Source organism: Stenotrophomonas sp. 96582_Sma (assembly GCF_056480905.1).
In genome coordinates, this window is sequence record NZ_CM151122.1 from 1,526,672 (window position 1) to 1,545,027 (window position 18,356).

At 66.6% G+C, this 18,356-nt stretch carries 15 protein-coding genes; 3 read left to right on the plus strand and 12 right to left on the minus strand.

From position 1 onward, the window contains the following. Positions 1 to 124 precede the first annotated feature (124 nt). The 7 genes from ACZK2R_RS07065 to aptA all read right to left on the minus strand — a co-directional run bounded on the left by ACZK2R_RS07065 (position 125) and on the right by aptA (position 8,723). On the minus strand, positions 125 to 454 hold the full coding sequence (locus ACZK2R_RS07065; RefSeq protein WP_032127891.1) for a DUF3325 domain-containing protein: 330 nt from the start codon (positions 452 to 454) through the stop codon (positions 125 to 127). Next, positions 451 to 2,088 (minus strand): PepSY-associated TM helix domain-containing protein, encoded by a 1,638-nt coding sequence (locus tag ACZK2R_RS07070; RefSeq protein ID WP_180838445.1) that lies wholly within the window; start codon positions 2,086 to 2,088, stop codon positions 451 to 453. Before ACZK2R_RS07070 ends, ACZK2R_RS07065 begins: the two co-directional genes overlap by 4 nt. Further along, positions 2,085 to 2,399: a DUF3649 domain-containing protein gene (locus ACZK2R_RS07075; protein WP_125893479.1), complete on the minus strand. Its 315-nt coding sequence runs from the start codon at positions 2,397 to 2,399 to the stop codon at positions 2,085 to 2,087. The genes ACZK2R_RS07070 and ACZK2R_RS07075 overlap by 4 nt, the downstream gene beginning before the upstream one ends. Positions 2,400 to 2,506: 107 nt before the next feature. Continuing rightward, positions 2,507 to 4,732 (minus strand): TonB-dependent siderophore receptor, encoded by a 2,226-nt coding sequence (locus ACZK2R_RS07080; protein ID WP_180838446.1) that lies wholly within the window; start codon positions 4,730 to 4,732, stop codon positions 2,507 to 2,509. A 291-nt stretch (positions 4,733 to 5,023) separates the two neighbouring features. Beyond that, positions 5,024 to 6,310 carry a DUF445 domain-containing protein gene (locus ACZK2R_RS07085; protein WP_180838447.1) on the minus strand — a complete coding sequence of 429 codons (1,287 nt, stop codon included), beginning with the start codon at positions 6,308 to 6,310 and terminating at the stop codon, positions 5,024 to 5,026. A 118-nt stretch (positions 6,311 to 6,428) separates the two neighbouring features. After that, positions 6,429 to 7,307: a plasmid replication/partition related protein gene (locus ACZK2R_RS07090; protein ID WP_180837453.1), complete on the minus strand. Its 879-nt coding sequence runs from the start codon at positions 7,305 to 7,307 to the stop codon at positions 6,429 to 6,431. 63 nt (positions 7,308 to 7,370) lie between these two features. After that, the gene (gene aptA, locus ACZK2R_RS07095; RefSeq protein ID WP_253143307.1) at positions 7,371 to 8,723 is read right to left on the minus strand and encodes an omega-aminotransferase AptA; all 1,353 of its coding nucleotides are present in this window, start codon (positions 8,721 to 8,723) and stop codon (positions 7,371 to 7,373) included. A 104-nt stretch (positions 8,724 to 8,827) separates the two neighbouring features. Between aptA and ACZK2R_RS07100 the strand changes: the two genes are divergently transcribed. Beyond that, positions 8,828 to 10,324: an aldehyde dehydrogenase gene (locus tag ACZK2R_RS07100; RefSeq protein ID WP_180837455.1), complete on the plus strand. Its 1,497-nt coding sequence runs from the start codon at positions 8,828 to 8,830 to the stop codon at positions 10,322 to 10,324. Positions 10,325 to 10,477: 153 nt separating this feature from the next. Here the strand turns inward: ACZK2R_RS07100 and ACZK2R_RS07105 are convergent, their stop codons facing one another. Further along, complete coding sequence (locus tag ACZK2R_RS07105) at positions 10,478 to 11,119, minus strand: hypothetical protein (RefSeq protein ID WP_125893489.1); 642 nt, start codon at positions 11,117 to 11,119, stop codon at positions 10,478 to 10,480. Positions 11,120 to 11,266: 147 nt separating this feature from the next. Between ACZK2R_RS07105 and ACZK2R_RS07110 the strand changes: the two genes are divergently transcribed. Further along, positions 11,267 to 12,568 carry an MFS transporter gene (locus tag ACZK2R_RS07110; protein WP_219630841.1) on the plus strand — a complete coding sequence of 434 codons (1,302 nt, stop codon included), beginning with the start codon at positions 11,267 to 11,269 and terminating at the stop codon, positions 12,566 to 12,568. Here the strand turns inward: ACZK2R_RS07110 and ACZK2R_RS07115 are convergent. Continuing rightward, a complete protein-coding gene (locus ACZK2R_RS07115) occupies positions 12,549 to 13,010 on the minus strand; it encodes a bacteriohemerythrin (RefSeq protein WP_004151683.1) in 462 nt (153 codons plus the stop codon). The genes ACZK2R_RS07110 and ACZK2R_RS07115 overlap by 20 nt on opposite strands. An 85-nt stretch (positions 13,011 to 13,095) precedes the next feature. Beyond that, a complete protein-coding gene (locus tag ACZK2R_RS07120; RefSeq protein WP_032127881.1) occupies positions 13,096 to 14,439 on the minus strand; it encodes a diguanylate cyclase in 1,344 nt (447 codons plus the stop codon). Between the two features lie 201 nt (positions 14,440 to 14,640). Here ACZK2R_RS07120 and ACZK2R_RS07125 point away from each other — a divergent pair, with 201 nt between their 5' ends. Continuing rightward, positions 14,641 to 15,027: a hypothetical protein gene (locus ACZK2R_RS07125; protein ID WP_258015752.1), complete on the plus strand. Its 387-nt coding sequence runs from the start codon at positions 14,641 to 14,643 to the stop codon at positions 15,025 to 15,027. 112 nt (positions 15,028 to 15,139) lie between these two features. Here ACZK2R_RS07125 and ACZK2R_RS07130 read toward each other — a convergent pair whose 3' ends face one another. Together ACZK2R_RS07130 and ACZK2R_RS07135 are read right to left on the minus strand one after the other, a co-directional pair. After that, entirely contained in the window at positions 15,140 to 16,750 is a 1,611-nt protein-coding gene (locus ACZK2R_RS07130; protein ID WP_343205448.1) for an MASE1 domain-containing protein, read from the minus strand. A gap of 213 nt (positions 16,751 to 16,963) precedes the next feature. After that, positions 16,964 to 18,241 carry an NAD(P)/FAD-dependent oxidoreductase gene (locus ACZK2R_RS07135; RefSeq protein WP_180837458.1) on the minus strand — a complete coding sequence of 426 codons (1,278 nt, stop codon included), beginning with the start codon at positions 18,239 to 18,241 and terminating at the stop codon, positions 16,964 to 16,966. Between the last annotated feature and the right edge of the window lie 115 nt (positions 18,242 to 18,356).

Genomic DNA, 18,356 nt, shown 5'->3' on the forward strand with positions numbered 1-18,356 from the left:
GTGTCAGATCCGCAGAGGGTTCATGGGATGCCGGCCAGCGGCCGGCACTCCCCATCTCTGGCCGGTACATCCACGCCATGCGTGGAGGGCTGTTCAGTAGATCCACGCCATGCGTGGATGGCGGTTACAGCAACGCCACCAGCAGCCCGGCCACGGGCAGCGCGATCGCCAGCGGCGCGATCCATTTCGGCCGGTACGGGTACAACCCGAACGACAGCACCACGCCGCCCACGGTCATCACGCCCAGCCACAGCACCGGGCCCATCGCCCAGCCGTGGTCGACCACGCACAGTGCGAACGCTATCGTCAGCAGGGCCCAACCCAGCACCCGCCACTGCGTGCGCCGTGCCGGGGTGGCTGCAGCCTTGCCGTGCAGGTCGTGCTGGTGCTTCTCCATCGCCAGCGACAGCGCGGTGAACGCAGAGAACGACAGGGTCAACGCGAGCAGCATCATGCGCTGGCCTCCGCTTCGGCGGTTTCTGCAGCGTCCACCGGGGCCTTGGGCGCCGCCGCCGCCGCTGCACGCTTCTTCTTCTCGGCCGCGCTCAGCGGTGGTGTCCAGCGCTGCATGCGCCAGCCGCACAGCGCCAGCATCGCGCCGAACGCGATCATCGACAGATCAAAGCCAGCCAGCACCCAGTCCCCGTTGCGCAGGGTGTTGCCCAGATGCGCATGCGTGGTCAGCGCATTGACCACCGGCACCAGCGCGAACGCGGCTGCGCCCAGGTACAGCTGCCAGGCCCACATCATCCGCTTCGGCCAGATGAAGGCGGCCAGCAGTGCCGCGCCCCAGGCGTAGAAGAACACGTTGGCCTCGGCGCTGGAGCGCTCGGCGATGTCCAGCGGCAGCAGGCGGTTGCCCCAGAAGTACGCTGCAAAGGCGATCGGCAGGCCGGCCACGGTACCGATGTTCAACGCATCGACCAGGCGCAGGCCGAAGCCTGTGCGGCCACTCTTGGCGTGCTTGGGCCGTTCCTTCACCGCCCACAGCACCACGCCGCTGGCCACCATCAGGCAGCCGACCAGTCCGGACAGGAAGAACAGTGCACGCAGGCCCCAGTCGGCGAAGCGCGCCAGGTGCAGGCCGTACAGCACGCCGCGGGTGGCGGTGGCGCCACCGGAAGGCGGTGTTTCTTCCAGCAGCGTGCCGTTGACCATGTCGTAGCGCACGGCCGGGGTGTCGGTGGACAGGCGCTTGCCGTCACGCTGGCGGATGTCGATCACTGCATTGGCCGCGCCCGGGTTGGACACGGTGAAGCCGGCCACTTCCACGCCGTGCCAATGCGCTCGCGCGCTGTCCAGCAGCTGCGCGATCGGCAGCGGCGTGGCGCGGCCTTCGGCCGGCGCGGTCACCTCCGGCATGCCGCCGAATGCTTCGCTGAAGAACTTGTCCTCGTCCTGAGGGTAAGCCACCTTCACGCCCCACGGCAGGTACATGATCATCAGGGTGACGATGCCGGTGTAAGTGATCATCGCGTGGTAGGGCAGGGCCATCACCGCGCTGACGTTGTGGAAATCGAGCCAGGAACGCAGGCCCTTGTCCTTGCGGAAGGTGAAGAAGTCCTTGAAGATTTTCTTGTGGGTGATGACGCCGGTGATGATTGCCACCAGCATGAACATCGCGCAGAAGCCGACCAGATAGCGCGCCCACAGCACCGGGATGTAGTGCAGGTCGAAATGCAGGCGGTAGAAGAAATCACCGCCGCGGGTCTCGCGGGCCTCCAGTGCCTGCCCGGTGTTCGGGTCCAGTGTTGCGTCGCCGAAGCCCCCTCGACGGCCACGGCTGGGGTCGGCCAGCTCCGGCGGCAGCCGCCAGAACATCTGCATGGCGGGGTTGCGCGGTTGTGGCAGGGTGACGAACCAGTTCTCGGCCTGCGCGGCGTCGGCCTGCAGGTAGTCCACGGCACGCTGCGCGGCCACATCGATGCTGACGTTGCTGGAGGGCAGTTCCGGGCGCATCCAGCGGCTGATTTCCTCGCGGTAGTAGCTGGCCGTGCCGGCCATGAAAATCAGCAACAGCAGCCAGCCGACCAGCAGGCCGGTCCAGGTGTGCAGCCAGGCCATCGACTGGCGGAATCCGTTCTTCATGCCCAGGCCCCCAGCATGCGCGCGATGACTGCCATCAGCAGGGTGGGGGCGAGGATGCCGACCCACGCACGCAGCGCACTGCGGGTGGCGAACGCCCACAGCGCCGCGCAGGCGGCCACCAGAATGGCCAGCAGCATGCCGGTCAGCACGGTCTGGCCACGTGCGCCGGGCAGCGCCACCGCGCAGAATACGCTGGTCACAGAAGCCAGCGTGTAGCCGCCGAAGATCGCCGCCAGCGAGCGTGACAGCACGCCCCAGCGCGGGTTGGAGAAGAAGGTGCGGGGGCTGGCGGTTGCGGGCGAGCGGTCCACGGCGTTCCTGCAGGTTTCAGTGAAAAGGAACCGGCGCACCGCAGCGCGCCGGGGTTGGCCATCCGTGGCCGGGCACCGGTCGCAGAACCGGTGCCATCCATCGAGGGTCAGAGCTTCCAGCGCAGTGTCATCGTCACATTGCGCGGTTCGCCCCAGAACACGCCGTCATAGAAACCGACGCGGTTGTAATACTTCTTGTCCAGCAGGTTGTTCACGTTTACCTGCGCGGTGAAGTTCTCGTTGAAGCGATAGCCCGCCGACAGGTTGAGCAGGTAGATGTCGCCCTGTTCGATTGCCACGCGGTCGCGCTTGCCGCTGGTCAGGAAATCCGCACGCGGCTTGTTGCTCAGGCTCCAGATTCCGCTCTGCCAGGTGGCGCCACCGCCCAGCCAGAAGCGGCCTTCAGCACCGCCCGGTCGCCAGCTGGCGTTGAGGCGGAACAGATCGACCGGGACGACGGTGTTCTGGCGCACGCCCTGCGCATTGCGGCTGACGGTGTGGGTGAAGCCGGCCGCCAGGTTCCAGTTCTCACCAAGGCTGCCTTGTGCTTCGATCTCCCAGCCCTTGACCTTGTTGCCCTTGCCGGTGGAGCGGTAGGCACTGACCCCACCCGGCAGCGAGTTTTCCGGCACCGAGTCGTCGAGCTCGGCAACGTTGTCCTTCTGGCCCTTGAACACGGCCGCGGAAGCATTCAGCAGACCGTCGAAGAACTCGGCCTTGACGCCGGCCTCCCACATGTCACCGACCACCGGTTCGAGGTAGTTGTTGTCCCGGTCACGGTAGTTCTGCGGCTGGAAGATGTCGGTGTAGCTGACGTAGCCGCTGAAGTAGCGGTTGAAGTCGTAGATGAAGCCGGCATACGGAGTGAGCGAGTCGTCCGGCTTGTAGCCGCCGCGACGCGTATCGGTCAGGCGACCGGCGGCGTCATGGGTGTAGTTCCAGGTGCGCGTTTCCCAGCTGCCGTAGCGCGCGCCGAGCACCGCGGTCAACGGATCGGCCAGCTGCAGGCGCGTCGCCAGATAGGCCGCGCGCTGGCGCAGTTCGTCTTCAGAAGCCAGATAGCCCAGGCGGGTGACCTGCAGCGGCGCGACGTCGCCGTTCCAGCGATGCCAATCCGGTACACGGGTGTAGCTGTCCGGGTAGGCAGCAGTGTCGGTGGCAGGCACTTCACCCTTGCGCACGGATTGGCCGAAACCGAGCACCAGCTCGTGTTCCCGGCCGAACAGCCGGAACGGACCGCCAACGTTGAAGTCGAACACCTGCATGTCGCCGTTCTCGCCGAAGCTGCCGACGAAGGCGCTGATGCCGCTGCCATCGGCATTCGGGTAGCCGGAGGCCCCGTACCACACCGCACCGTCGGTTTCGCGCTTGGAGCGGGTATAGGCGGCCTTGGCGGTCCAGCCGTTGCCCAACTGCTGCTCAAGGCGTGCGAATGCGCTCTTTTCGATGATCGGCCAACTGCTCCAGCGGGCGGACAGGTTGGTCGAGCGCGGCAGGTTGGCGGGCTGGCCATCGGACCCCCAGTACGGCACCACGCCCCAGGTCACGCCTGTGGTGCGCGGCGACTGGTATTCGTAGCCGGCCTCGAGCAGGGTCGTGTCGGTGATGTCGGCCTGGACGATGCCGTAGAACACGTCCTTGTCCAGTTTGTAGACATCGCGGAACGAGTCACTCTGTTGTTTGGCCGCCACCACGCGCGCGCGGATGCGGCCGTCGAGCGCAACCGGGCCACCGAGGTCGGCCTCCAGGCGCTGGTTGCCCCAACGCCCGAGGGTCAGGTTGGCGCTCATCTGGAAGCTGTCGGTAGGACGCTTGCGCACGAAGTTGATGGTGCCCGAGGGATCGCCGGCACCGGTGGTCAGGCCGGTTGCGCCGCGCACCACTTCGATGCGGTCATAGATCACGCTGTCGGTGTTGGTCTTGATGTACCCACCGAAGGTGTTGAGCATCCCATCGACCTGGAAATTGGTGATGTTGTAGCCGCGCGAGACGTAGTTGATGCGCTCACTGTCGGTAACCGATACCGCCACGCCGGTGACCTGACCCATCACATCGGACAGCGAGAACAAGCCCATGTCATCCAGGCGCTGGCGGGTGACCACGGTCATCGACTGCGGCGTCTGGCGCAGCGACAGGCCGAGCTTGGTGGCCGTGCTGGCACGCTTGACCGTATAGCTGTCGACGATATCGCCGTCAGCGGTGACCTGGACCGTATCCAGCGTGCGCGCGGAAGGATCGGCAGTGCCGTCGGCGTGGGCCAGCGGGGCGATCATCAGTGCGGTCACGGCCAGGGCCAGCAGAGTGGGATGAGGGTGGTTCAGCGGCATTGCCATCGGTGCGATTCCATGCAGAACGAAACAGGCGATGGAATGCGCAGACGCAGCAGCCATGCGCTTCGCGCACGTCGCCCAGCGAGTCCCATCGACGGTGCGCCACCCGCTTGGTGCGGGCGACCCGTTAGTCGGGGGATGTACACGGGCGAAGGGGCGGGTAGGTGCGTGCTTCCGTGCCCCGCTTGGCTAAGCGTACAACCGATCGGCAAATGATAGGCATTCGCATTTCGTTAATCAAGCGTGACGAATTCCGTCTCCACGCAGGGCGTGGATCGACTGCCGGATGGGGTCCTAGAACCTGAACACCACCGTCGCGGCGTGCAGCAGCAGGCCGATCAGGCCGCCCACCAGGGTGCCGTTGAAGCGGATGAACTGCAGGTCGCGGCCCACGCTCAGTTCCAGCTGTTCGACCAGATGCCGTTCGTCCCAGCTCTTCACGGTCTGCGCGATGTGCGCGGTCACGCCTTCGCGCAGGCGGCCGGTGAGGCGCTGGGCGCCCTCCAGCAGATGCTGGTTCAGCGCGTCGCGCAGGGCCGGGTCGGCCTGCAGGCTGCTGCCCAGTGACGCGAGGCTGCGATGCAGGTGGCCGACCAGCGCAGAATCCTCACGCTGCAGGTCGGCACGCAGGCTGGCATGGATGCGCGCCCACAGCCCCTGCACGTACTCCTGCAGGGCAGGGTGGTCGATCATTTCCTGTTTGAGCTGTTCGATGCGCTCGGCCAGGGCCGGGTCCTCGCGCAGGCGCTGCACGTAGTTCTGCAGCCAGCTCTCGTAGTCCTGGCGCAGCGGATGCTGCGGCTCGGCCAGCACCTGCTGCAGTTCTTCCAGCACCGCCCGCGCCAGTCGCTCGGCCAGGCTATCGCCGATCTCGTCGATCGGCTTGACCCAGTTCACCGTGCTCGACAGCGTCGGCCACTCGCGCTGGATGTAACGCACGATCAGCTGCGAGGCGCGCTCCTTCACTTCCGGCTGCTCCAGCCAGCGCCCCAAGCGCTGCAGGCCCTCGTCCAGCACGCGCTGGTGGCGCCCATCGGCGGTCAGCAGGGCCAGCAGCTCACCGGCGGTGGCGGCGGCATTCCACTGCCGCAGTTGCTGCACCACGAAGGCGTGCAGCTGCCGGCGCACCGCGGTTTCGTCGAAGAAGTCCAGTGCCTGCAAGGCCCAGCCGCGGGCCATGTCGGCCAGCATCCGTGAGCGCGCCGGATCGGCCAGCCAACTGCCGAGGCGGCTGGCCGGATCGAACACCTGCAGCTTGGCCAGCAGCACACCCGGCTCCAGGAACTGGTCGCGCACGAACAGCGCCAGGCTGTCGCCGATGCGTTCCTTGCTGCGTGGGATGATTGCCGTATGCGGGATCGGCAGGCCCATCGGCCGCCGGAACAGCGCGACGACCGCGAACCAGTCGGCCAGTGCGCCGACGGCCGCTGCTTCGCAGAAGGCCGAGACCCAGGCCCAGATGCCGCGCTCGCCCTGCCAGTGGCTGACCGCGAAACCGGCGAGCATCAACAGCAGCAGGCCCAGCGCGAGGGCTTTCAGGCGCCGCAGCTGTGCGCGGCGCGGATCGTTGGCAGACGTCATGCCGGAAGTCTAACCGGCAGGGCATGAGCATCTGGTAGTGCCGGCCGCTGGCCGGCATCCGCAACGCACCCGGAACGTCCATGGGGTTGCCGGCCAGCGGCCGGCACTACCCGTTGGTTCAGAGCGCTTCGAGCTGCTTGCGCAACGCAGCCAGCTGCGCGCGCAGGGTGTCGTTCTCGCGGGTCAGCGCGACCACGCGGCGGCGCAGCGCCGGGGCATCCTCGCCCAGCTGCTCCAGTGCCGACAGCACCTCGGCGTCGCGGCTGGCGATCTGCTCTTCGTCCGCTTCCTCGAAGTCCATCTCGGCTGCTTCCGGCTTCGGTGCACGCGGCTTGCGCTTGGACTCGCGCACGCGCTTGGCGGCCTGCTTCAGCTTATCCTTGCCACCGGCGGCAGCGGCGCGCTGCTCGTCTTCCGGCAGGTCGGCCACGGCAGCAGCAGCGCTGATCGAGATCACGCCGGCCTTCACCGCTTCCACCACCTCGGCCGCGGCCTGGGCGTGGATGCGTTCGATCATGCCGACCTGGCTGGTGCTCAGCTTGGCCTCGCGGGCCAGCTCGGCGCGGCTGATCTTCGGTGCCGGTTCCCACGGCGGGCTGTCCTCACCCGCGTCCTCGATGGCTTCGGCGGTGCCGTCGCTCTCGCGCTGCAGCTGCGCCTGCTCGATCTGCTTGCGGGCGGCCAGGATGTCGCGCTTGCGCAGCGCCAGCACGCCGCGCTGGAAGTCGGACACGCTGCGGCGGCCCAGGTGCTGCTCGATCATCCACAGGTGCACGTCTTCCATGCTCTGGAAGCGGGTGTTCTGCACGGTATTGAAGGGCAGGCCATGCTTCTGGCAGATGCCGAAACGGTTGTGGCCATCGACCAGCACATCACCCCACAGCACCAGCGCATCGCGGCAGCCTTCGGCCAGGATGCTGCGCTCCAGCGCGTCATGTTCGTCCGCGGTCAGCGGGTCGATGTAGGCCTTGAGTTCTTCTTTGACGACGATATCCATGGGCACGGCAGCGAGCAGGAGCGGAACCGCCCATTGTACCCGCTCGCCACCGCCGGCCCGGGCTCAGGCGGTGGCCCGGATCATCTCGCCCAGGGTGCCGGTGATCTGGTCGATCTGTGCCTTGTCCACGATCAGAGGTGGCGACAGCGCGATGATGTCGCCGGTACAGCGCACCAGCAGCCGGCCGTCCTGGAAGCAGCGCCGGAACACCTCGTAGCCACGGCTGCCGGGGGCATCGCGGCGCGGCGCCAGCTCGACCGCGCCGACCAGCCCGAAGTTGCGGATGTCGATCACGTTGGGCAGGCCCTGCAGCGCGTGCAGCCGTTCCTGCCAATATTCGCCCAGTTCGATGGCACGCTCGAACAGGCGCTCCTCGGCATAGACCTCCAGCGTGGCCAGCGCTGCGGCGCAGGCCAGCGGATGGCCGGAATGGGTATAGCCATGGAACAGCTCGATGGCCTGCGGCGGTGCCTGCATCAGGGTTGCATGCACGGCGTCGCTGGCCAGCACGCCACCCAGCGGTACCGCGCCGTTGCTGACCGCCTTGGCGAAGGTCAGCAGGTCCGGGGTGACCCCGAAGCGCTGCGCGGCGAAGGGCATGCCGACCCGGCCGAAACCGGTGATGACCTCGTCGAACACCAGCAGGATGCCGTGGTGGTCGCACAGCTCGCGCAGGCGCTGGAGGTAGCCGGGCGCGGGCAGGATCACCCCGGCCGAACCGGCAATGGGCTCGACGAACACCGCCGCGATGGTCGAGGCATCGTGCAGCGCGATCAGCCGTTCCAGGTCGTCGGCCAGCTCCGCGCCCTGGCGTGGCAGGCCCTTGCTGAACGCATTGCGCGGCAGGTCCAGGGTATGCCGCAGGTAGTCCACGCCGCCCAGCTGCAGGCCGAACGCCCTGCGGTTGTTGGGCAGCCCACCCAGCGCCATGCCGCCGAAACCGACCCCGTGGTAAGCCTTCTCGCGGCTGATGAAGCGGGTGCGCTGGCCCTCGCCACGTTGGCGGTGATAGGCCAGCGCGATCTTCATCGCGGTATCCACCGCCTCGGAGCCGGAGCTGGTGAAGAACACATGGTTGAGCGGGGCAGGCGCCAGTGCGGCCAGCCGCTGCGCCAGCGCGAAGGCCGGCGGCGAGCCCATCTGGAAGGCCGGCGAGTAGTCGAGGGTACGTGCCTGCTCGACGATGGCGTCGACGATGCGTGGGCGGGCGTGGCCGGCGTTGCAGCACCACAGGCCGGCAGTGCCGTCGAGGATCTGGCGGCCGTCGACGTCCTCGTAGTGCATGCCTTCGGCGCGTACCAGCAGGCGCGGCGCGGCCTTGTACTGGCGGTTGGCGGTGAACGGCATCCAGTACGCGTCCAGTGACTCGGGACGCTGGGTGGCCAGGTCGTGCAGGTCGCTTTCGGGACGCTTCATGCCAGCTCCATCGGGTCCGATGCGACGAATGTAGCGCAGCCGCGTCACGGTGGAGTCGCGGCGGTCCCGGTATAACCAAAGCTCGTTGACCGCTGGAGCTTCCCATGGCCGATTTCCCCGACCGCAGCCACTGGCAGGCGCTGTCCCTTCAGCTCTCGATGCCGGGCCAGGCCTTCATCGATGGCCGTTATGTCGATGCCGCCAGCGGCGCCCGCTTCGACTGCATCAGCCCGATCGATGGTCGCGTGCTGGGCGCGGTTGCCGACTGCGACGCGCAGGATGTCGAACGCGCGGTACTGGCCGCGCGGCGCAGCTTCGAGGCGGGCCACTGGTCGCAGGCGAGCCCGGCGCATCGCAAGCGCGTGTTGCTGGCGCTGGCCGCGCTGGTGGAGAAGCACGCCGATGAGCTGGCGCTGCTGGAAACCCTGGACATGGGCAAGCCGGTGCGTGACGCACGCCGTATCGACCTGCCCGGCGTGGTGCGGTGCCTGACCTGGACCGCCGAAGCGGTGGACAAGCTGTATGGCGAGATCGCGCCGACTGGCCCGCACGAACTCGGACTGGTCACCCGCGAAGCCGCGGGCGTGGTGGCGGCCATCGTGCCGTGGAATTTCCCGTTGCTGATGGCCTGTTGGAAGATCGCGCCGGCGCTGGCGATGGGCAACTCGGTGGTGCTCAAGCCTTCGGAGCGGTCGCCGCTGAGTGCGCTGCGGCTGGCGGCGCTGGCCGCCGAGGCGGGCCTGCCGGAGGGCGTGCTGAACGTGCTGCCGGGCCATGGCGCGCGCGTTGGCGAACCGCTGGCCCTGCACATGGACGTGGATGTGTTGGCGTTCACCGGTTCCACTGCCACCGGCGCGAAGTTGCTTGAGTATTCCGGGCGATCCAACCTCAAGCGGGTCTGGCTGGAATGCGGCGGCAAGAGCCCGCACGTGGTGTTCGCCGACGCTCCCGATCTGGACGCGGCGGCCAAGGCCGTGGCGCAGGGCATCTTCTTCAACCAGGGCGAAGTCTGTACCGCCGGGTCGCGCTTGCTGGTGCAGCGCTCGATCCGTGAGGATTTCGTGCACCAGGTGGTTGCTTATGGCCAGCACATGCAGCCGCAGCATCCGCTGGACGCCGACGCGCCGATGGGCGCGCTGGTGGACGCCGCGCATCTGGACAAGGTGATGCGGGATATCGCACGCGCCGAAGCTGAAGGTGCCCGCCTGCTGCTGGGGGGGCATCGTGCCGAGGTGGAGGCGGGTGGCAGCTATGTGCAGCCCACGGTGTTCGACCAGGTGCGCCCGGAGCAGGCCTTGGCACGCGAGGAAGTGTTCGGGCCGGTGCTGGCGGTGCTTGGCTTTGACGACGAGGCCGAAGCGGTGCGCCTGGCCAACGACAGCCGCTACGGACTGGCCGCCGGTCTCTGGACACGCGATCTGGGCCGCGCGCATCGGGTTGCGCGCCAGCTGCGCGCCGGCAGCGTATGGGTGAACGGCTGGGATGGCGGCGACATGACCGCACCGTTTGGTGGTTACAAGCAGTCCGGCAACGGCCGGGACAAATCGCTGCACGCCTTCGATAAGTACAGCGAGATCAAGGCCACCTGGATCCAGTTGTAACGACGTGGCTGCTTGACCGCTGTTCGCTCTTTGTAGAGTCGAGCCTTGCTCGACTACTTTTCGTTCTTCGGTAGAGCCGAGCCATGCTCGGCTGCTTCTCGCGAAGAGCAGTCGAGCATGGCTCGACTCTACAGAAGGCAGACAGCTGTCGAGCTACCGGCAGCGGGTACTCACCTGCAGCACTGCCGCACGCAGCATGTCGCGGTCGGCTTCTTCGACGGCGTTCTGGAAATACTCCATGTCCTGCTTGCCCAGCTCGCAGGGGTCGACAATGTACCCCGGTGGCCACAAACCCAGCAGTTGCGCTACGCCATGCACGATCTGCTCCGGCGTCATCTGCCGGCGGATCCGGAAGTAATTGCGGCGCGGCGCGAATGCCGGGTGTATCTCGCGGCGACCAATAAGGCGCGGAGCGACACCCGCAGCGCTGATGCCGTCGCCACCGTCGATGCTGCCCGCCGGGAGGCCCAGGATCAGCGGCGCCGCAACGGCCGTTTCCTCTGCGGCTGGTAGGGTGGAATCTGTCTGGGCAGCCGGGGCAGGACGTGGCATCGCCGAAGCGGCCGGACGCGTCACCTGTGCGGAGCGCAGGGTAGGCTGTTGAGGCGCCAGCGTCGGCGGTTCCGGCGGCAGCCAGCGCAGCGAGATCCTTGCGTCGTCGTTACTGCGCAGCATGATCCTGCCGCTGCCCAGCAGCCACACTGCCATCAACCCATGCACCAGCAGCACCACCAGCCATGCCGCCATGCGCGGCAGCTTCGGCGAATCGGACCACGACAGCGCGACTGCAGTCATCGGCAAAGCATCCATGCAGGGACCGGTGGCGCAGCCTAGCGGGTGGCCCGAAAAATTCCGTTGGCATCGGTGTCGGCTGAAACCATCGCCCCGTGCGGCCACCGGCCCGTGGCAGAATCGGGCGATCCGCCGTTACCCGTGTTGCCGATGTCGACGATCACCGCTGCCGCGCCGTCCGTGAATTCCCCCAGTCGAGTCCTGCTGGCCAGCCTGATCGGCACCACCATCGAGTTCTTCGATTTCTACATCTACGCCACGGCCGCGGTGCTGGTGTTCCCGCACCTGTTCTTCCCGGACAGCAGCGAACAGGCGGCGCTGCTGCAGTCACTGGCAACGTTCGCGGTCGCGTTCATCGCGCGTCCGGTGGGCTCGGCAGTGTTCGGCCACTTCGGTGACCGTATCGGCCGCAAGGCCACGCTGGTGGCCGCGCTGCTGACCATGGGCCTGTCCACGGTGCTGATCGGTTTGCTGCCGACCCACGCGCAGATTGGCCTGTGGGCCCCCGCGCTGTTGGCGCTGTGCCGCTTCGGCCAGGGCCTGGGGTTGGGCGGCGAGTGGGGTGGGGCAGTGCTGCTGGCCACCGAGAACGCACCGCCGGGCAAGCGCGCCTGGTACGGCATGTTCCCGCAGCTGGGTGCGCCGCTCGGCTTCCTGCTGTCGGCCGGCATTTTCCTGGTGCTCGGCCGCTGCCTGAGCCAGGACGACTTCCTGCAGTGGGGCTGGCGTATCCCGTTTGTGGCCAGCGCACTGCTGGTCGGCCTCGGCCTGTGGGTGCGCCTGAACATCCACGAGACGCCCGATTTCAAGAAGGCGCTGGAGCGCAAGGCGCCGGTGCGGCTGCCGATGTGGACGGTGCTGCGTGACCATCCGGTACCGATGCTGCTGGGCACGCTGGGCGCGTTCGCCACCTTCGTGCTGTTCTACCTGATGACGGTGTTCAGTCTCGGCCATGGCACCGCGGTGCTGGGCTACAGCCGCGAGCAGTTCCTGCTGATGCAGATGGCCGGCATGCTGTTCTTCGCGCTGGGTATCCCGCTGTCGGCGCGCTATGGCGACCGTTGGGGCACGCGACGCACGATGATCGTCGCCAGCATACTGATCGTCGGTTTCGGTGTGCTGTTCGCGCCGCTGTTCCAGCCGCACAGCCCGTGGCTGGTCACTGGCTTCCTGTGCCTGGGCCTGTTCCTGATGGGCCTGACCTACGGCCCCTGCGGCACCTTCCTGGCCGAGATCTACCCGGTGGAGGTGCGCTATACCGGCGCGTCGCTGTCATTCAACCTGGCCGGCATCCTTGGCGCGGCACCGGCGCCGTACCTGGCCACCTGGCTGGCCGAACGCTTCGGCCTGGTCGCGGTGGGTTACTACCTGTGCCTGACTGCGGTGGCGACCCTGTGCGCGCTGGTGGCACTGCACCGGCGCGCCCTGAGGCTCAACCAAAGAAGCGCTTGAGCGTACGCCCCAGCCAACCGCCCCCTTGGTGCTCGCGGGCGAACTGGTTCAGGTGCGCCTTGACCTGTTCGGCATAGGCCTGGTCATCACCGCGTATGTGATTGAACAGCCAGCGTGAGAGCATGGTGCGCAGTTCGTCGCTGATGTCCTCGCCGGCCTGGAAGCGCATGCGGTATTCCGATACCCGCTTGATGAAGACCTCATGCACGCGCTTGTGCGCGGCACAGAACGGGTAGCCCGCTTCTTCCATCAACTCTTCTTCGAACGCGAAGTGCGACATGGTGTAGTCCACCACCTCGTCGATCACTTCACCCACCGCCGCACGCTGCATGCTGGCCTGGGCCACGTGCAGGTGGTTGAGCATTTCGATGATGCGGCGGTGTTGTTGGTCGATCACATCGATGCCGATGTTCAGATCGTCCTGCCAGACCAGTAGTGCCATCCCCGGCTCCCCTTCATGCGTATGTCGGGGCCGACTGTAGAGCCGCCGCGCGGGTGCGGCGTTGATCTGGATCAAAGCGGGCCGGTCAGGGCAGGGCCGGCTCGCGCGGGCGCAGCGGGCTGGCCACCGTGGTGCAGCTGACCCGGTTGCGGCCACCGGCCTTGGCCAGGTACAGCTGGCGGTCGGCCTCGGAGATCAGCCGGTGCAGCGCATCACGCTGCGGGCGCAGGCAGCACAGGCCGATGCTGACCGTCATGCGAAGCGTCGCGGTGCCAATGTCCACTTCCAGTGCGGCGATGCGCTGTCGCAGTTCCTCGAAGTACTGCAGTGCCTCGTCCTGTTCCATGTCCGGCACCAGCAGGCAGAACTCCTCGCCACCGAAGCGTGCGATCAGGTCCTGGCTGCGTGCATGCGCGGCCACCGCACCGGCCACCGCACGCAGCGCATCGTCGCCGGCCTCGTGGCCGTGGGTGTCGTTGATGTGCTTGAAGTGGTCGATGTCGATCATCGCCACCGCCACGCACTGGCCATGCAGCTGCAGCTGTGGCAGCTGGCGCTGGCTCTGTTCCAGGAAGCAGCGGCGGTTGGGCAGACCGGTAAGGAAGTCTCGGGTGGCCAGATCCTGCAGGGTGCCGATCAATTCCAGCTGGTCCACGTTCTGCGAGACCCGGCAGAAGAATTCCTCGCGCGAGAATGGCTTGCGCAGGAAGTCGTTGGCACCGTTCTTCAGGAAGCGCGGGATCAGCGAGGCGTCGGTGTTGCCGGAGATACCGATCACCGCCACCTTGTCGCGCGAGCGCAGGGTGCGCAGGCGGCGGGTGAATTCCACGCCCTGCATGCCGGGCATTTCCTGGTCGACCACCGCCAGGCGGATCGCCGGATGCGCCTCGATCGCGGCCAGGCCCTCGTTGCCATCGGCCGCTTCGTGCACCTCATGGCCGTACATGCGCAGCAGGGCGGCGGCATAGCCGCGCGCGGACGGCGAATCGTCCACCACCAGCGCCGCGATGCGGCGGTTGCGTTCCAGCCGCTGCACCAGCCACACCAGGTAGTCGATGCTGCCGGGGGTGTTCTTCAGTACGTAGTCGATGATCTGCTGCTGCAGCACGCGCTTGCGCAGGTCCTCGTCGTACACGCCGCTGACCACCACGGTCGGCAGGTCGCGCTTGAGGAAGAACTCGACCACCGCATCGCGGTCGCCGTCGGCCAGCACCAACCCGGTCAGCACCAGGAACCAGCCGCCACCCTCGCTCAGCAGGCGATCGGCCTCGGCCAGGGTGGAGGCGATCACCACCGGCAGTTCCAGGCGCTGCTCGATGGCCTCGCGCAGCATGCCGGTGAACGCACGGGAGTTTTCGACCAGCAGGATCCGCTGTGGCAACGGATCGGCCAGGTCGCCATCGACGGCGGCCTGCGGCAGGACGGGCATGATGCGGTGGCTCACGAAGGAGGGCTCGGCACGGATAGCGGCGGTTTCGGGTGTAACTTTAGGACGAAAACGTCCGTGCTCGTCGTTTAGCCTATTGCTCAGATGGGAAGCGGTTAGTATCAGCTGGAGGTTCTCGACTTCAACTTCGACCTGGAGGTCACTGTGCGATTTTCATGTTTTGGTGCGGCCACTGGATTTCTGATGCTTGCCGCTGCCCCGGCAATCGCGGGCGGTCCCTCGGATTTTCATGGGAAGCCATTGGCTACGGCTGGGTTGGGGCAGGCCAGTCCGGCTGCAGTCAATCTCAGCCAGGATCCCAGCTGGCAGCTGTATGGATTCCAGCGTGACGGCATCACCTATTTGCAGGTGAACGACCTCCTCGGAAACGTGCAGTTGATCATCGGCAACGCAGGTGGGGCCTACTGGGTGCTGCCGGCAGGCAACAATGTGGCTAGGGTTTCGCTGCCCCAGCAGAAGATCCAGATACCGGCAGGCGCCAGCCGCTCGCAGATCTACAGCGGCAGCGATTTTTCGCTGGTGCGTTATCGTAGTGGCGGCGAAGTCATCTGGTCGGTTGAAACACCGTAAAGGCGCAGAAGTGCGCAGCGGCGTCGGGATCTTCTGCGCCGCTGCGCTTGCCGCGATGAACGCGGGCAGAGGGCGATTATGGTAAGGCCGGCCTTTTGGCGGACACCGGCCATCAGATCTGGGTCTGCGAGTTTCCTTGTCCGGAGGTCGTCACGTGATCCATAGCGTTGAACGACGCAATGCCGATGGCGGCGGAGTCCCCCGTTTCCACCATCGCCATTCGTATCCGATTCCGATGGCACTGCACTGTTCCGCCATAGGCGATCGTTCGGCCAGCCAAGCGCTCGACAGTGGCGGTGACAGTGGACGGCGACAGGCTGCGGTATGAATCCAGCAGTGCGACCGTCATCAGGATGCCGCGGCGTCCTCCTCTCCTGCCGCAACGCACGCGGATGCTGATCTGGCCGGATTCACTGTTGATCAACAGCGAAACGGCATCGGTGAGGGCGCGATAGGCGGCCAGCTGCAGGCCGACACTGAGCTGACAGGGATCGCCGAGCAATCGAGGGCGCATCACGCGATGGCTCAGGTCCCAGGTTTCGCGTACGCCGCCGGCCTGTAGGGCGACGTAGAGCCCAAGATGTTCCAATGCTGCGGGGTAGACCATGCTGGTTTGTTCGCGGAATTGTCGCGAATGGACCGAAGCCATATGCAGGAGACTGTTCGCTATCGTGGGATGGCCATGCGCATTGAGCCAATTCACTACCTCGCCGAGCGAGGTGTCGATGCCGTCCCCCAGCTTCCTCAGGTGCCGCGCGCGCTCACGGAGATCAAGCTCGCTTGCGACCAGTGAATTCCGCGCGTGCTTGAGCGCATCTCTTTCACCCACTTCGCCCAATCGCGAACGGTGGTAATAGTGGGTGATGCGCGACCCTAACACCAGCAGTGCAGCGCCGGTGACCGCCATGATCTGCTGGGTCGCGAACGCAGCTGGATCGAATGCACCCGTATAGGGGCTTGGGGTGGTCAGGCCAATGATCAGGTTGAGCGACGGTACTCCGATCGCCGCACCTCGCCAGCCATACAGACAGGTGAGCACGACGACCGGCAGAGCCATCAGCAGCTGCATCGATGTCTTGGCGTTGGCTTCATCCAGGGGGAGCTGTGCGGCATACAGGCCAATCATCGCCATCAGCGTCAGGGCAGCGAGTGCAGGCGGGGCGAAACCTGATGTCCAACGGGCGTTGCCGGTCCGGCGTGTCCACAGCAACGCAAGCGGTGCAAGGGTTAGTATGCCGATGAAGTCGCCAACGACCAAGCGCGCGATGCTGGCAAGCACCGGCATCTCCGGCGGTGTCGGCCACAGAAGGTGCGCCAACATCAGATTGAGCGCTGTGACGACCATGGCCGAAGCCGCCGCGACTGAAATCAGCCACGCATTCTTCGTGGTCACCATCATTTTCCGGTGCAGATGCACGATCAGCATCACTGCAGGCATCAGCAGTGCCGAACCAAGCACTATCCAGGCCAGTCCATACTTCTCGATCATTGGCACGCGCATCTGTGCAAAGTAGGCGTATTCGCCCAGCAGCAGATACGGCCACCATCGAGGGGGAAACAACAGCACCGCAGCCACGCGGACGCCGGCGGGCAGGTAGAACTGGTCGAGCGACAACTGGCGAGACGCCCAGCATGCGATGGCGTACAACAGCGCAAGGACCAGCCCCGCCGGGCGGATACGCAACTTCAACTGCAGGCCTTCATTCCACCAGTTCAATCGCACATCTCCCTCTAGTACGTTCCCTGTCAGTATCCATTCGCCGCGGGACCCGGTTCTGAGGGACGGTATCGGCATGAAATAGATAATGCAATTGCCGATGCGATCTGCCGATCAAATGAGAATTCCGTCACGCCCTCCTGGATGAGTGCTCTTCACATGCCGTGGAGGACCAGGAATTGCCGGTTCTTCGGAATCTCTCCGTGTCAGCTCACTGCTTCACCACAACGCATCCCGCAATTTGTACCAGGACATCGCCGCCACCAGCAGCGGCGTGCGCAGCAGCCGGCCACCGGGGAAGGGCGCATGCCGCAGGCGCTGGAACACGTCCAGACGCTCGCTCTGGCCGGCAATGGCGGCGGCGATCACCTCGCCGGCCAGCCCGGCGGCGGCCACCCCATGGCCGGAGAACCCCTGCGCGAAGTACAGGTTGCCGTCCAGCCGGCCCCAATGCGGGGCGCGGTTGCGGGTAATGTCCACATAACCACCCCAGACCTGGTCCAGTGCCACGTCGGCCAGCTGCGGGAACACCTGGTGCATGCGCCGCTGCATCACCCCGCGCAGGCCGGGTGGGGGCAGGGCCGAGTAGCTGGCGCGGCCGCCGAACAGCAGCCGGTGGTCGTGGCTGAGGCGGAAGTAGTCCAGAGCCCATGCGGTGTCGGCCACGGCCATGTTGTTGCCGATCAGCGCCCGGGCGCGTTCAGCACCCAGCGGTTCGCTGGCGCCGATATAGGTGCCGACCGGCATGATCCGCCGCTCCAGCACGGGCAGCAGGCCCTGCAGCCAGGCGTTGCCGGCCACCACCAGATGCGCAGCGCGCACGCTGCCCTGAGCGGTATGCAGGGAAGGCTGTGGTCCCCGCTGCACGCGGGTCACCGCGGAGTTCTCGTGGATCACCACGCCGGCGGCGCGCGCCGCATCGGCCAACCCGCGTGCATACGCCAGCGGTTGCAGGTGCGCGCTGAGCGGGTCGAACATCGCGGCGCGGTAGCGTGGGCTGTCCAGCTGCGCGCGCAGGGCATCACGGTTCCACCATTGCATCGGGTAGTCGTAGTGGCGCTGCAGGTGCTCGCAGTTGGCCAGTAGTTCACGCTCATGCCGTTCGCGGATGGCGACGCTGGCATGGCCTTCCACCCAATGGCAGTCGATGCCGTGGCGATCGATGCGGGTGCGCATCGCCTGCACCGCGTCACGCGACCAGTCGAACAGGTGGCGCGCATCGTCGCGGCCGAGCTGGCGCTCCAGCTCGCCCACCTCGCAGCCATAGCCCACCAGCGCCTGGCCACCGTTGCGACCGGACGCGCCCCAACCGATCCGCTGCGCGTCCAGCACCACCACGCGCTGGCCACGCGTAGCCAGTTCCAGTGCTGCGGTCAGGCCGGTGTAGCCCGCGCCAAGCACTGCGACATCGGCCTGCACATTCCCCTGCAGCGAGGGAAGTGCGGGCGGCTCGGGCAAGCTGGCGGCGTACCAGCTGGGCGGGAAGGCGGCGCTCATCGCAGGCCTTGCGGGCGCAGTACGGACGGGCGGAGCGGGGGAGGGCGATCAGCGTTCACGCGCTTAGTTTCGCCGATGCGTGACGGCCATGGTGTGACGGCGACGACTTGCCGCG